This is a genomic window from Luteolibacter sp. LG18 (assembly GCF_036322585.1).
GTDB lineage: Bacteria > Verrucomicrobiota > Verrucomicrobiia > Verrucomicrobiales > Akkermansiaceae > Luteolibacter.
On the sequence record NZ_AP024600.1, the window covers coordinates 4,151,521 to 4,166,723 of the forward strand.

6 protein-coding genes are annotated in these 15,203 nt (G+C 63.6%); 4 read left to right on the forward strand and 2 right to left on the reverse strand.

The features are described 5' to 3' along the window. Nucleotides 1-195: 195 nt before the first annotated feature. Genes llg_RS16435 through llg_RS16450 form a run of 4 tightly spaced genes read left to right on the forward strand, consistent with a single transcriptional unit; the run spans nt 196 to nt 9,397 of the window. Nucleotides 196-729: a sigma-70 family RNA polymerase sigma factor gene (locus llg_RS16435; RefSeq protein WP_338285814.1), complete on the forward strand. Its 534-nt coding sequence runs from the start codon at nt 196-198 to the stop codon at nt 727-729. After that, on the forward strand, nt 726-2,345 hold the full coding sequence (locus llg_RS16440) for a LamG-like jellyroll fold domain-containing protein (protein ID WP_338285815.1): 1,620 nt from the start codon (nt 726-728) through the stop codon (nt 2,343-2,345). Before llg_RS16435 ends, llg_RS16440 begins: the two co-directional genes overlap by 4 nt. A gap of 12 nt (nt 2,346-2,357) precedes the next feature. After that, complete coding sequence (locus llg_RS16445) at nt 2,358-3,044, forward strand: hypothetical protein (RefSeq protein WP_338285816.1); 687 nt, start codon at nt 2,358-2,360, stop codon at nt 3,042-3,044. A gap of 14 nt (nt 3,045-3,058) precedes the next feature. After that, complete coding sequence (locus tag llg_RS16450; RefSeq protein WP_338285817.1) at nt 3,059-9,397, forward strand: autotransporter-associated beta strand repeat-containing protein; 6,339 nt, start codon at nt 3,059-3,061, stop codon at nt 9,395-9,397. A gap of 157 nt (nt 9,398-9,554) precedes the next feature. Here llg_RS16450 and llg_RS16455 read toward each other — a convergent pair whose 3' ends face one another. Together llg_RS16455 and llg_RS16460 are read right to left on the reverse strand one after the other, a co-directional pair. Next, nucleotides 9,555-10,874: a glycoside hydrolase family 71/99-like protein gene (locus llg_RS16455; protein WP_338285818.1), complete on the reverse strand. Its 1,320-nt coding sequence runs from the start codon at nt 10,872-10,874 to the stop codon at nt 9,555-9,557. A 205-nt stretch (nt 10,875-11,079) separates the two neighbouring features. Then, nucleotides 11,080-14,871 carry an autotransporter-associated beta strand repeat-containing protein gene (locus llg_RS16460; protein ID WP_338285819.1) on the reverse strand — a complete coding sequence of 1,264 codons (3,792 nt, stop codon included), beginning with the start codon at nt 14,869-14,871 and terminating at the stop codon, nt 11,080-11,082. Nucleotides 14,872-15,203 lie beyond the last annotated feature (332 nt).

A 15,203-nucleotide genomic window follows, 5' to 3' on the forward strand; every position in this document is an offset into this window, starting at 1 on the left:
GCGGCCATTTGAACCCGTAGTGAACAAGGCGGGATGGTCATCAAAACGACACCCCGGTTGGCAGGAAATCAGAAGGCCAACCACCTCGGCAATAATCCAAACGGGTTAATTCACAAAAACGCTCTAAAAACAACAAAATGCCACATATTGCCTGCTAACCATTGAAGCGGTTCCGGACTTTATCCCGTAAACCCAATGTCCGACGCCGACGAACAACGCAAAGCGCTCGTCCAGCAGCACTTCGTGAAGCACATCGTGCCTTTGCGCGGGTATCTGCTTGGGCTGACGGCGGACTTCCACCGCGTCGATGACCTGGTGCAGGAAACGTTCCTGGCGGTGGTGGAAAAGGCGAATGGGTTCCAGGAGGGAACGAACTTCCGCGCCTGGGTGTTCGCGATCGCGCGCTTCAAGCTGCTGTCGTCGATCCGGGATGCGGGCCGGGAGCCGCTGACGTTCCAGTCGGACGTGGTCGAGCTGCTGGCGGAGGAGGCTCCCGATTTCATGGCAAACGAACCGCGGGCGCGGTTCATCCAGCCGTGCATGAAGAAGCTCGGGCCGCAGGCCCGGCGGTGCCTGGAGCTGTTTTATCAACACGGGCATCCGCCGCGTGAGATCGCCCCGCTGATGGGATGGTCGGTCAATGCGGTGAAGGTCGCGCTTTCCCGTGCCCGCGCCGCGGTGCGCGAGTGCATCGAGCGGAATCTCGCCCGGGAGGAGGTGGCACCATGAGCGAGCCCCGTTTGAGCACCTTGGTGCAACGCTACCTGGCGGGTGAAGGATCGCCTGAGGAAATCGCGGAGCTGGAAGGATGGCTGCGTGTCGATGCCGAGGCACGGAAAGCGTTTTGGCAAGAGGTGGAGTGGCACTCGCTGTTCCGCCAATGGGGCGAGGAAGAGTGGGGGAAGGAAGCGGCCAGGGCCCATGCCCGCGTGACTCCCATCGCGATGCCGCAGCCGCGTCGTCCCGTCGCGCGCCGGGTTTATCAGATTCCGCGGAAGACGAAATCCGCGTGCGCCCCCCTCGTTCAAGCGGCGGCGGTGCTGGCGATCATGGCGACGCTCGCGTTCGGGTATTGGAAGACTCGCCCGAGAGTGGCCATCGCGGTGGCAGACGTGGAGGAAATCGCGACCCTTGAGCTGGCCGTCGACGTGGCCTGGCAGTCGCCGGGGTTTACGCCCGGCACGCGCCTGAAACCCGGACGTCTTCAGATCGAGCGAGGGGCGATCGTGGTGGCGCTGGACCGCGGGGCCCGCGTGGTGGTGGAAGGGCCCGCGGATTTTGAAGTGACGGGTGACAATGCCGGGGTGCTGCGTCTCGGTCGCGCCCGTGCCCATGTCCCTGAACCGGCCCATGGCTTCAAGCTGGAGACGCCGCAGTTTTCCGCCGTGGACGTTGGCACCGAGTTTGGCTGCGAGGTGGCGGGCAACGGCACCGGCGAGCTGCATGTGATCGAAGGCCGGGTGGAATTGGAAGCTGCCGCGCATCGTGGAGAAATCGAATCCCTCGTGCAGAACCAGGCGCGGAGGATCGAGCGGGGTGTGGCGACCGCGGTCCCGGCGCAGCCGCTCGCGTTTCTCAGCGAGGATGAACTGGCGTGCCGCGAACTGCGCGCGAAGGGGGACTTGCTCGGCGCGTGGCGGAGGCAGGCGAAGTGGATCGATCAACATCCGGCCACCGTGTTGCATTTGGATTTCGAAGGGGCGACGGGCTCGGTGATGCCGAACCGCGCGCGTCCGGCGCTGGAAGGATCGGATGTCCGGATGTTCGGCGGCCAGGCGGCCACGGGGCGTTGGCCGGGGAAGGGCGCGCTCGGGTTTCCGAACGACGAGGCGCGGTTGGAGTTCGGGCTGCCCGGGCAGTTCGAGTCGATGACCTTCTTTGCCTGGGTGAAGGTGGAGAAGATCCACGAGGGCATCAACCCGCTGGTCATCGGTCGCAGCCGCCGTGCCGGAGAGGTGCATTGGTACCTTTATGGAAACGGCGCGCTCGGGTTCTGCGTGCAATCCACGGACAACCCGGAGGGGGATTGGGCCATCTCCCGGTCCGAGCGGGTGGTGCGGCGCGAGAACCTCGGCAAGTGGATGTTCGTGGCGACCGTGTTCGATGGCGTGAGCGGCACCGTGATGCATTACGTGAACGGCGAACCGGTGGCCACCAGCGCGCGAACGTCTCGGGTTCCGCTCCAACTTGGCGTGGCTGACATCGGTGGCCGCTATGCGAAGAACGCGGAAGTTCCCCCGCCGGGGCTCGATGGTTGTCTTGATGAACTCGCGATCCTCTCGACCGCGCTCGGGGCCGACGACATCGCGCGTCTTTACGAGCAGGGAAAACCCGAAGCCCGCTGATCCTTTCCGACGATGCCTGCCACGATCTCCATCCCGAAACGATTCCACGGTATCCTTGCCACCTTCATGATGGCGGGAATCGCGCAGGCGCACCAGCCGTATGAAAGCAGCGCCCACGCCCGGTTCGATGGCGAAACGTTGGAGCTGACGGTTGTAGCGTCGCTGGAGATCGCCGGGCGGATGGTCGGGGATCCATCGGGCAGCATCGCCGCACTGGAAGAGCTCCGTCCGCAACTGGTGACGGAGGGAGCTGGCCTTTACGAAGTGACGGCCGATGGCAAGCGGCTGGAAGCGGAGCGGGTCTTCTTTTCCATCCGGGAAGGGGAGGCGGTATTCTCGATGATCTTCCCGGTGGGGAACGCCGCGAAGCTGGGCTTCCGCGCGGCCTATCTGGACAAGCTGCCGATCGGCTACGGTGGCTCGATCGAGGTGATCGATGAATCGGGCAAAGTCCTCGGTTTGAACCCGCTTCTGAAGAAGGGCGCGGACAAGGACACCTTCGGTCTGCCTTTGACGGCTCTCATCTCCACGTCTGTTCCATCCGCGACCCCGGTCACTCCCGCCTCTCCGTCCGCGGTGGTTCTCCCGGTCGCCGTTGAACCGCAGGTCGATGTGCGCTGGTCGCTGCTGGTCGCCATTCTCGCTGTCTATTTCCTCGCCGTGTGGATCGCGCGGCGGGTCCAAAAATCCCGAAACTGAAAAACCCAACTCTCATGTTTCACCGACGTTCCCTTGCATGCCTCCTATGTAGTTTTCTCCTCTCCCTGATTCCCGCCCACGGCCAGCGCCAGATGGAGCGGCTGGGCCGCGGCGTGGTGGCCATCCGCACCAGCAGCACGCAGGTATACGTGGGCTGGCGGTTGCTGGGAAATGACCCCGAGGACATCTCCTTCAACCTCTACCGCTCTGCCAACGGCGCGACCGCGGTGAAGGTGAATGCCTCGCCGATCACCACCACCACGAACTACGTCGACACTCCCGGCAGCCTCAGCACCACCGCCTACACCTATTCGGTGAAAACCGTGCTCAATGGCGTGGAGGTGGCGGATGCCTGGGCAAACCTCGCCAGCGGTCCCTACACCCTGGCATTGAACGCGCCCACCCGGCAATATCTCTCGGTGCCGATGCAGCCGACGCCGGATGACGCGGCGGCCGGGGTTTCCTTCGACGTGAAGTTCTGCTGGGTCGGCGATGTCGATGGCGATGGTGAATACGATTTCGTGGTCGATCGCAGCAATCCCAGCGTCGAGGCCCGCCAGTGGCTCCAGGCCTACAAGCGCGATGGCACGCTGCTGTGGCAGATGAACATGGGGCCGAACAGCGTGGACCATTACAACATCACGCCGGGTTCGTCCTCGATCGGCATCGGCCACGGCGACAACGTGACAGTCTACGACCTCGATGGCGACGGCAAGGCGGAGGTGATCGTGCGCACCGCTAATGGCGTTGTGTTTCCGAATGGCACCACGCTCACCGCGCCGGATGACGAGGTGCAGTATATCTCGATCCTCGATGGCCAGACCGGCGCGGAAAAGGCGCGCGCGGTAGTCCCGGTACCGTCCACCTGGGTCGCGAAAACCCACATGAACGGCCACATGGGCATCGTCTATGCAGACGGGATGCGCCCATCGCTGTTCTTCCACACCTCGAACCGCAACCCGGACCAAAGCTTCAACAATGTCGCCACCACGTGGGACTATCGCAACGGCGTGCTTTCGCAGCGCTGGACCTGGCCCTTCAGCGGCCATTATGCCACCGCCCACCAGATCCGCCTCGCGGACGTGGACAACGACGGCAAGGACGAATATTGCGACATCGGCCACGTGCTGAAGTCCGATGGCTCCGGCCAGATGAACGGCAGCGTCCTCAACGAGGTGGTGCACGGCGACCGTTTCCACGTCACCGACATCGACCCGGATCGCCCGGGACTGGAAACCTTCCTGATCCAGCAGAACAACGGCACCGGACTGGCGACCGTGTATCAGGCGGCGGACAAGAGCGCGGTCCTCAAGAAGTGGTATGCGAGCGGCGTGGTCGACGTCGGCCGCGGGACGGTGGGCGATTTCATCCCGACCACCAAGGGCTGCGAGTTCTTCTCCACCCAGACGGGGATGTTCGATAGCAAGGGGAACATGCTGGTCAACCGGCAGCCGTTCCCTCCGGAAACCATCTGGTGGGGAGTGGACGCGAATACCGTCAACACCGCCATTCCCGGGTTGAACAAGCCCTACCTGTGCCGACAGTTTGTCGCCACGGTGGGTAGCGGTGCCACGGCTCCGGCGGTTTCCTGGTATGATCCGAGGTACCCGGACACCCAGTACCGCACCTACACGATCTACAACGAAACCTCGCCAGGGGTGTATCAGGCCGATGGCGGCCGACCGGCGTTCTGGGGAGACATCCTCGGCGATTGGCGCGAGGAGATGGTGCTGGTGGCGAACGACAACTCCGAGCTGCGCATCTACACGACCAAGATTCCGGACGTCGTGAAAACCAGCAACGGACAGCCGTTCCGCATCTACACCCTGATGCAGAACCCGCAATATCGCATTCAGGCGACCACCAAAGGCTACGTGCAGTCGAGCTACGTGGACTATTATCTCGGCACCGACATGACCCCGCCTCCGCCACCACCGATGGTGGACGCGAAGCTGGTGTGGAACGGCGGCACCGGCGCGATGACGTGGGATGCCGGCACGACCCAAGCGTGGCTGAACAACGGCACGGCTGGTAATTTCGCGAATGGCGATACCGTGCGCTTCGATATCGCCGGATCGAATACCACCGCCGTCATGCTTAATGGCACCCTGCAACCCGGTGCTCTGACCGTTTACAGCCCGAAGGATTACACCTTCAGCGGCTCTGGTGTCCTCGGTGGCTCGATGACCTTGATGAAGGCGGGGAAGGGCGCGCTCACCCTGTCCGGTACCCATTCCTTCACCGGCAAGACCACCGTCTGGGACGGCGCGCTGGTGGTGAATGGTGGCCTCCAGGGCAGCCCGGTCACCGTGTGGGGCGGCACGTGGGGCGGGGCCGGAGCCGCGGGCAATACCGGTGGACGACTTGCGGGCACCGGCCAGTTCGGCCAGGCGGTCACGGTGAAATACCGCGGCGCAGTCACGCCGGGCGCGGGGATGGGAAGCGCGGGCGCGCTGGCGTTTGCCAATGGCCTCTCCGCCGAGGATGGCGCGACCTTTGCCCTCGATCTCTCCGATGATCCAACCGGCACCGCCAAGGCCAACGACCGCATCGCCGTCACCGGAAACCTTTCGCTCGCGGGCACCGTTTCGCTCGTGATCAATCCGCTGAACACCGCGCTTGCGCCGGGCTCTTACACGCTCGCCACCTACACCGGCACGCTCACCGGTGGAACACCCAACCTCTCCGTGATCGTGCCCGCGGGAACGCCCTACACGCTGGCGGCGGACAGCGGTTCGATCCGTCTCACCGTGCCAACCACCCGAGCCGCGGCCTCGGTCACGTGGCGTGGCACCGGCGGCAATTGGGATCTCGCGGCCAGCCAGAACTGGCTCCGCGCGGGATCGCCGGATGTCTTCGTTTCGGGAGACACCGTGACCTTCGATGCCACCGGCGCTGCCAGCCCCACCGTCACGCTCACCACCGCATTGCCAGTTGGCGGCGTGACCGTGAACTCGGCCACCAGTTACACCTTCAGCGGTGCGGGCGGCCTCACCGGCAGCGGCGGCCTGACGAAGTCCGGCACCGGCACGCTCACGCTCACCACGGACAATACCTACACCGGTCCCACCGTGATCAATGGCGGGGTGCTCGCCGTGGCGGAACTCGGCGACGCGGGCGGGCCGAGCGCCATCGGAGCCTCCAGCTCCGCCGCGAGCAATCTGGTCATCAACGGCGGCACGCTCCAGCTCATCGACTCGCAGACCAATACCAACCGCAACATTACGCTCGGCGCGTCCGGCGGCACCATCGACATCGTGCTGGCCAACAGCTCGATCCAGGTGAGCGGTGCACTCAGCGGCAGCGGCGGCTTGGTGAAGAGCGGCCCCGGCACGCTCTTGCTCGCCAGCGCGAACACCTACACCGGCGGCACCGTCATCACCGGCGGCAAGATCTACCTTGCCGGATCGACCCCGAACTCCAGCGGCCTCGGCACCGGCACCGTGACCATCAACAACGGCACGCTCGCGATGGCGGACGTGCAGGCCAGCGAGACCGCCGCTTGGAACGTGGTGGTGCCCGCGGGCGGTGTGGCCCGCCTTGATGCGGACGGACGTTGCAGCCTCACCGGCAGCCTGACCGGTGGTGGCGATTTCACGATCTACTCGCCCTATGTCCGGACCGATCTGAAGGGCAACTGGTCCGCCTTCACCGGCAACATCAACGTGCTCGGGGATTTCCGCATCACGAACTCGAACGGCTACGCCAATGCCGCGATGAACTTCGGCGATGGAGCGTATGCCTACTACAACCTCACGATGAGCGGCACGGTCACGCTGGGCGTCGGCGAACTGTCCGGCACTGCCACCTCGAACCTCCGCGGCGGCCCGACCTCCGGGCGCACCCTCGTCTGGCAGGCGGGCAGCAGGAACACCGACTCCACCTTCGCGGGAGTGATCGGAAACGGCACCGGTCCCACCGCTCTGACGAAGGTCGGCACCGGCGCGCTGACTCTCACCGGTGCGAACACCTACACCGGCGCGACCACCGTCCAAGGCGGCGCGCTGGTGGTGAATGGATCGCTCACCGGCAGCGCCGTGACCGTGCAGAGCAGCGCGACGCTGGGCGGCAGCGGCTCGATCACCGGAGACGTGACCATCCAGAGCGGCGGCAAGCTCGCCTTCACCGTCGCCAATGGCGTGGTCAATGGGCTCAATATCACCGGCAACCTCACGCTCAACGGCTCCATCGTCATCACTCCGGTGCCGGGCGCGGGAGTCTTCCCCCAGGGCACCTACACCATCGCCACCTACTCCGGCACGCTTGGAGGCACGCCCACGCTGGTGTGGAATCCCGCGCCGGGTTCGAACCAGACGGCCACCTTCGACACCAGCACCGCGGGGGTCATCAAGATCACCGTGAAGCGCGGTGCGGCCACGCTCAGCTGGACCGGGGCTGCGAGCGGTACCTGGGATTCCGTTTCTGGCAACTGGTTGCTCAATGGTGGCACGGAGGTGTTCAGCGCGCCCGACAGCGTGGTGTTCGATGATTCCTCCGCGGTGAACACGGTCTCCATTTCCGGCCCGCTCAGCCCGGGCGCGGTCAGCGTCGCGAACAGCACGAAGAACTACACCCTCACCGCGACCAACGGCGGCATCGATGGCGCTGCCGTTCTCACCAAGAGCGGCACCGGCACGCTCACCCTCACTGCGGCCAATGTCTTCACCGGTGGTTCGGTGATCACCGCGGGTTCGATCGTCCTCAGCGATGCGGCGACCAATTCGGGTGGCCTAGGCACCGGACTGGTGAAGCTGAACGGCGGCACCTTGAAGCTCTTCAGCCTCGGCTCCAGCAGCACCAGCGCGGGCACCATTCCCAATGCCATCCAGGTGGATGCGGGCAATGCCGGCACGTTGATCGGGTTCGGGCGTGGCGTCATCTCCGGTCCGGTCACCGGCAGCGGCACGCTCAATTTCCAGACCGACTACGTCCGCTGCGACATCATCGGAAACTGGAGCGCCTTCAACGGTCTGGTCAACGTGACCAAGGGGCCGAACGGTGGCGACTTCCGCATCAACAACACCAACGGCTTCGGCACCGCGCGGATCAATCTGGGCACCGGGACGTATATGTACATGCAGGTGAACTTCGGGCCGAGCGGCCTGACCAACACCATCGGCGAGGTCACCGGCACCGGCGAATTGAAGGGCGGTCCCACGGCGGGGCGCACCATGACCTGGAACGTCGGCGGCGCGAACACCGATGCCACCTTCGATGGTCCCATCAAGAACGCCACCGGCATCACTGCGATCACCAAGAGCGGCACCGGCGCATGGACACTCACCGGGGCCAGCACCTACACCGGCGCGACCAGTGTTTCCGCGGGCTCGCTGCTGGTCACCGGCTCGCTCGGCACCACGGCGGTGTCCGTGGCTTCCGGTGCGACCGTCGGCGGCTCTGGCACCCTCGGGGGCAATCTCACGCTCGCCTCGGGATCTCGGTTGGCTCTCGGCGTCGGCGCTTCCGCGACGAAAGGGCTCACCGTTGCCGGCACCTCCACGCTCACCGGAGCCATCACCGTGGTGCCCGCCATGCTCGGCGGCACGCTCGCCTCCGGCACCTACACGTTGCTGACCTACACCGGCACGCTCGCAGGTTCACCGACCTTCACGTGGAACGACACCACCGGCTCCGGCTATTCCGCCGTCTTCGATACCTCCACCTCCGGTGTGGTGAAGGTCACGCTCGCCGCGCCCTCGTTCATTCCCGCGCCGTCCGGTCTCACGGCCACCTCTGGCAATGGTGAGGTGGCGCTGGCCTGGACTCCCGTCAGCGGTGCCACGAGCTACAAGGTGATGCGTTCCACCAGCAGCGGCATTGGCTACTCGGAGACCGCCACCGGCTTGACCTCGACCTCGTTCACCGATCCCGGCCTGTCCAATGGCATGGACTACTACTACGTCGTGACGGCGGTGAAACCCGACGCAACCAGTGCGAATTCGAACGAGGCCAGCGCGCGCCCGGTGCAGAGTTTCAGCCAGTGGACGGCCTCCGTCTTCCCGGGGCAAACTGACTCCCTCGTCACCGGCCCGAACGCGGATCCGGACAAGGACGGCTGCCAGAACCTGTTGGAGTATTTCTTCGGCCAGGCTCCTGGCACCGCCAACCCGAGCAACCCGATGGCCTGCAAGCCCGATGGCCAGGGTAACATCGAGCTGACCTTCCCGATGTCGAAGAACCTTTCCAACGTCAGCTACGTAGTGAGGCAATCGGCTGACATGAAGACGTGGACCTCCACCAATGTCACGCCCGTGGTCGTCAGCGACAACGGCACCATCCGCCAGATGAAAGCGGTCGTCCCGCGCAACGGCAAGGCGGTCCTGTTCCTCCAGATCTCGGTGACCGGAAACTGAACGGAAGGGAAGAGGGGCTGCCCCCAAACGAAAGACGGAGCCCATCGGGCTCCGTTTGGACCGCTTCGAAGTAGGAGGGGACATCGGCGCTGTGGACAGCCGGGCGGGTCCTCTTCCCAACACCGGAGAATGTCTGTTTTTCGGCCCCCGGGAATTGCTACTTTGTCCGTTCGACTGGGCCCACGGCGACCTCCTTGACGCGGGCGGGAATCTTCTTGGTGAAGGGAATTTCCTTGCGGAGCATTTTCCCGCCTTGGCCGGTCAGCCAAAGATAGTGGTCGGAGGCCATGCCTTCGTAGTCGGTCAGGGCGGCACCCACCGGAGGATGGCTGGTGCATTTGAAAATGGCGGTGGCCTCGTCCATTTCGTCGAACATCGCCACGTAGAGCATCTTCGCCTGCGAGTCGATCGCGGTGCTGATGAGATCCCAATAGAATTTGCCTTTCTGACGGGGAATCTGATTGAGCGGATGGGCTCCGCCGAATTCAAGCTTGCTCAGGTTATACCAACTGAAACCTGGATAGATGCAGGGAACGTAGTCCACCTTCCGCTCGGCGCACCAAGCGACATCTCCTTTCACCAGGGTTCCGAAACGCTCCATTTCATTGTGGAGGAGCGGGCTGAAACGCTGGGGAGTCCAAGGCAGGACGATGTCCGCCTTGGCGATGATCTCGTGAAGGTATGGGTCCGGCAGGCAATCAATGTTCAATTCGCGGAAATAGGTTGGAACACCCAGCATCACCGAGCAGCCGCCGTATTCGGGGTCGTTCTTGAGGAAGTCGATCAGACGTTCAATGCCGATGGTGCGGATGTTATAGGGCCGGTCGGGAAATCCGAGGCCCCAGATCGCGACGAGTGGTTTTCCCCGATGATACAGATAGGTCTGATCATTGCCGAGGGAGGTGATCTTCATTTGATCGACGAGTTCCTTCCAGTCCTCGATCACCGAGGAGCAGTCATCCCCTGTGGCACCGAGACCGGAAAGATCGTACATCACAGCGATCGCGCGTTCCTTCCTTCGGGACGCGTTCAGCGCGTGGTTCAGTATCACCCGGGATTCCGTCCTTTGCTCCGGACTGCGGGTGGCACCGATGAAACGCTGCATGAAGGCACCGTCGATGCCGTAGTCCCTCATCCACTTGAAGTGAAGATCCACCGTGCTTTCATCCCACGAGCTGAAGACCCGCGCGGGGGAACCATCGGTGTTCTTGAAGGCGGTTTCGTAGGTTTTCCCGTATTCCGAAACATCCGGCCAAAGATCGACGTGGAGATGGTTGATGTCGAATTTCCCTCGGACCCCATAATGTCCCCAGCCGCTGCCTGAACCATCCTCGGGAGCGCGGAACCATCCTTGATATCCGGCCATCACCCGTCCTTCGTATGAGGGAAACTTGCTGGTGGCGCTGTGTTTGGAACCGGCATGGGCGGTGGACAGGACAGAGGCGGCAGCAATCAGGAATTGGATCAATTTTTTCATGGCGGTTTGAGAGGGCGCTCCGACCTTTGAGATACACGGCGGCAATTCGATGGCCGGTGTAAGCTAAGAAATGAATCCGGTGCCGACGGTTTCACCGCGGCACCGGATTCCTCAGTCTCAAGAAGCGGCTGTTCCCAGGCGCACAGGATCGTTGTAAGGGGATGTTTTTACAGGCCGCTCGAAGGCGGCCTGTAAAGATCGCGGATCAGGGCACCACTTGAGTGACCTTGAGGCGGACGAACACCTTGGGCAGGCCGGTGGGCAGCACGTAGGAGATCGTCGGGGTGTCGTCGGCCGTGCCTTCGGTCACCACGGTGGTCCAGGGATCGGACATTCCGAGGTCCGTCGACTTCTCAATTTCGAAGATCACGTCGTTGTTCGCAATGGCGTCGCTGCCCTTGGTGAACGTGACCACACCGGAGGCGAAAGTGCCGGCTGGCTGGGTGGATACGGTCGGGTTTGTGCCCAAGGCGTATTCGACGAGATTGGAGATTCCGTCGTGGTCGAAGTCGCCGGAAGCAGGCTGGCCGGGAATGCCATTGGCGGTAGCCCATGAGGCGTAATTGCCGCTCGTCTGAGTCAGCGTTGCCTGGGTGGCGGAGTAAGTCACGCTGTAGCCGGCGGGAACGCTGGCGAAGGTGCCGGTGAGGCTGCTGCCTTCGGCGATGACATAGGAGGGTTGGGTGAAGCCTCCGGCCAGCAGCGACACGGTGAGCTGCGCGCCGCTGATGTTCAACGCTCCGTTGGAATGGAGTTTGTCGCCGGTCGCGCCGTCGATTTCCACGGCGAGAGTGCCGGTGAGAGTGGCGGCTCCGGTGGTGAGGGTGCCGGCGCTGTTGCCGGGAGCGATCGTGCCCGAGGCATTGACCGTGCCATTCACGGTGCCGCTGCCGCCGAGAGAGCCGGAGGCACCCACCGTCACGGCACTGCCGGCGGCGAGGCTGCCGTTCACGGCCAGTGTGCCACCGTTGATGTTGGTTGCGCCGGTGTAGGTGTTCGCGCCGGTGAGTGTCTGCGTGCCGGTGCCGGTCTTCGTGAGACCGCCGGTGCCGGAGAGAATGCCGGAATAGCTCGTGGACGTATTGCCGCTGCCGGTATTCAGGGTGGCGGCGCCAAGGGTGACATTGCCGCCCGAAGCTCCGCCGCCGGACAGGGAGGCGATGGCGACGGGAGTGGAACCGCTGAGGTTCAGGATCGCTCCTGCCGTGTTGGCCAGCACCACAGCGCCGCCGCCCAGGCCTTGGGTCGCGGCGAAAGTGCCGGTGCCTGTTCCCGCGCCCAGTGCCGTGGTGGCGTTGGCGCTGATGGTGAACTGGGTGCCATTGACGTTGATGGCGGTGATATAGGTGTTCGCGGGAATCCCCGGTCCGGAAACCGCCTGTCCGATCGCCAGCCCCGCGGTCGTGGCGGTGGTGACGGCGGAACTGTTGTTCGCCGTGGTGATGGTCGCGGATGAAGAGGCGGCGCTGCCGGCGGTGAGGGTGCCGGCATTGACCGTGGTGGTGCCGGTGTAGGTGGAAACCCCGCCGAGAACCAGGGTGCCGGCACCGTTCTTGGTCACACCGCCATCGGCCGTCGCACCCAGGGCCGCGTCATGGGTCAAGGGAAGCGCCGGTGTCACGGTGGTGGTGAAACCATTGGTGTTGAAGATGGCGCCACCGGTCTTGACCACCACGCTGCCGATGGAGGTGCCGCTCGCCGCAAACAGTGAACCATTGCCGGTGGCCCGTGAGGTGCCGCCATTGAGATTCAAGACTCCGCCGGCCCCGAGTTGGACCCCGGTCGACGTGTTGAGGGTGCCGCCATTCAGATTGTAGATATTGCTCGTGCCGGTTTTTACATCGGAGTTCAGAGCCAGAATGCCGGTGGTCAGGGTGGAGTTGCCCGACTGGTTGCCGATTGCGACGATGTAGTCCGCCTTGCCTATGAACAGCCGGCTGCCCACGGTCATCTGGGCGTTGTCCTTAAGATTCAGGGTGATGGCCGTGGGCGTTCCCGCGACGCCATTGGTGTTCCCGAAATTCCAGTCGCCGGTTCCTCCGCCGACGGCGGTATTGCTCATCACACCGGAGCCGCTGACGGTGAAGGTGATGCCGGCGGTGGACGAGGCGTTGCCCAGATTGCCCTGGGTGTTGTAGGAGCCGGTGATCTCGATTTCACCGCCGGTGAGCGACAGCGCGACCGGAGAGGTGAAGGTGCTGTTGCCGCTCAGGGTTAGCTTGCCCAGACCGGTTTTGGTGAAGTTGGAGGTGCCGGTGGTGGCGACGTTGTTGGAAATCGATCCCGAGAGGGTGACGTCGTTGCCGTTGGTGGCGATGGTGGCGGTCTGGCCGGTGTAAACCACGATGTTGCGGGCAATGCTGATGCCGCTGGTGTTGGCCTGAAGCGTGGTGCCGCCGACAAAATTGATCGCCGCGGTGCCCGCGCCCAAGGCGGAGGTGGAGTTCATGCCGAGGAAGCCGCCGCTGAGCCAGATCTGCCCGGCAAAGGTGTTGGCTCCGGACAGATTCACCGTGTTGGTGCCGTACTTTTCGAAACCGGAAGTTCCGTTGTCGGCAATGATGGAGGAAATATTCAGGTTGTTGCCGGTGTTCCCGTAGATCCAGAGATTCTTGCCGCTGGCGGCTTGGATCGAGCCGCCGGTGATGACAGACGTGCCGGAGACGGCCTGGAGAATGCCGCCGGACTCGATCGTGCTGAGGCCGCTCAAGGTGAGGGTCTGGCCGCCGGTGGTCCCGAAGCGGAGGCTCTGGGTGTCCCCGGACAGGGTGGAGCTGGTGGTGATGTTGGTGTTCACCCCGGTGCCCATTGTATTCGCGGTGTAGGCGGTGGTCGCCGCGATGGTTCCTGCGGCGGCGCTGACGAAATCCGTGGTTCCGAAGGAGGCTCCGATCAGGATGTCATTGGTCGGCGTGCCGCTGTTGGTGACGCTGCTGCCGCCTGCCGCGGTGGGTGCATTGGTGAAATTCGCGGTAGCGGCGGTAAAGCTGAAGAAGCCGCCGGCATTGCGGACATAAGCACCGCCCGTGGCTCCGGTGAAACTCAGGGCCGCCGCGCCGTTGGTGTTGTTGATGGTGCTGACTCCGGGACTGAGCGTCAGAGAGGAAAAGGTCTGGGTGGACACCCCGGTCGTTGGCTTGGTCAGGGTGAATGTGCCGCCCAGGTTCAACACCGCAGCCGGATTGATTTTGTTCGTCGTGGCGACGGTGTCTCCGACCACCAGCGTTGCACCGCTGACGGTCACTCCCGAAGTACCGTCCAAGGTGCCCGCGCCCGTCAGATTGAGTGTTCCCTGGTTGACGGTGGTTGCGCCGGTGTGGCTGTTCGCGCCGGTCAGAGACCAAACGCCCGCGCCGGTTTTGATGAGGGCCAGATTGGTTGCGGTGCCATTGGAGATGGCACCGCTGACGGTGTTGAGATTGGTATTGCTGCCGGACAGCGTCAGCGTGGTGGTGCCAGCCACCGCACCGGAAATGGCACCGCCGAGGTTAAGCGTGCCCGCACCGGAACCGGTGCCGTTGTTGCTGTTGTTGGAAACGGTGTAGCTGCCTCCCGCGGCTTGAATGGAAAGCGGTGCGTTGATCGTGCCGATGACGTTCGTCCCCGAAAGCCCGGTCATGGAAATCGTCCCGCCGTTGGTCAGATTCAGGGCGTTGCCAGCAGTCGTGCCGATGAAGTAGTTGCCCGACGCTCCGGAGAACGTGATGCCGCCGAGGTTCTGGGTCGCCGAATTGATGATGATCGGATTGCCGGTGGTGCCGAACGTGCCCACCGCGGAACTGAAGGTGGCCACGTCCGCTGACGTGGTGAGGGAGGTCGATCCCGGCACGACCGATCCCACCCAGTTGGAGGCGGTGCTCCAGTTCCCATCGGTGGCACCGGTGTTGAGCCAGGTGGAATTGGCGGCCTGCGCCGACCGGCTGGCGAACAGCGCATAGATGGCCAGGGTAAGGACGGAATGGAGGCGGAGTGAGTGGAGGAAGGAAGGGGGGCTCATGGATTTCAGCGTGGTGGGTTTGACGGATGGGCTCGGACGAACGCAGGAACGGAGTGTTCCACGACCCAAGCCAGTCTAGGGCATACGCCATTCACCAAATACCGAGTAGTCCCCAAAGCGGGGACAGGTCCGCTCCATGGCTTCACCAGACGATCATCAAGAGTGAGGATTTCGCTGGCCCAAACCGTGAGTCCATAGGTGATGCAGCCTCATGGTTCACTCATCTCGAACCAATGAATAAGGATGGCGAAACTTTGTTCAGGTCTGACGGTTTGTAACCTAACAGACCGTCCGGCTGTTCCTCGCGTCGTGTCTGACAACCATCCTTCGAC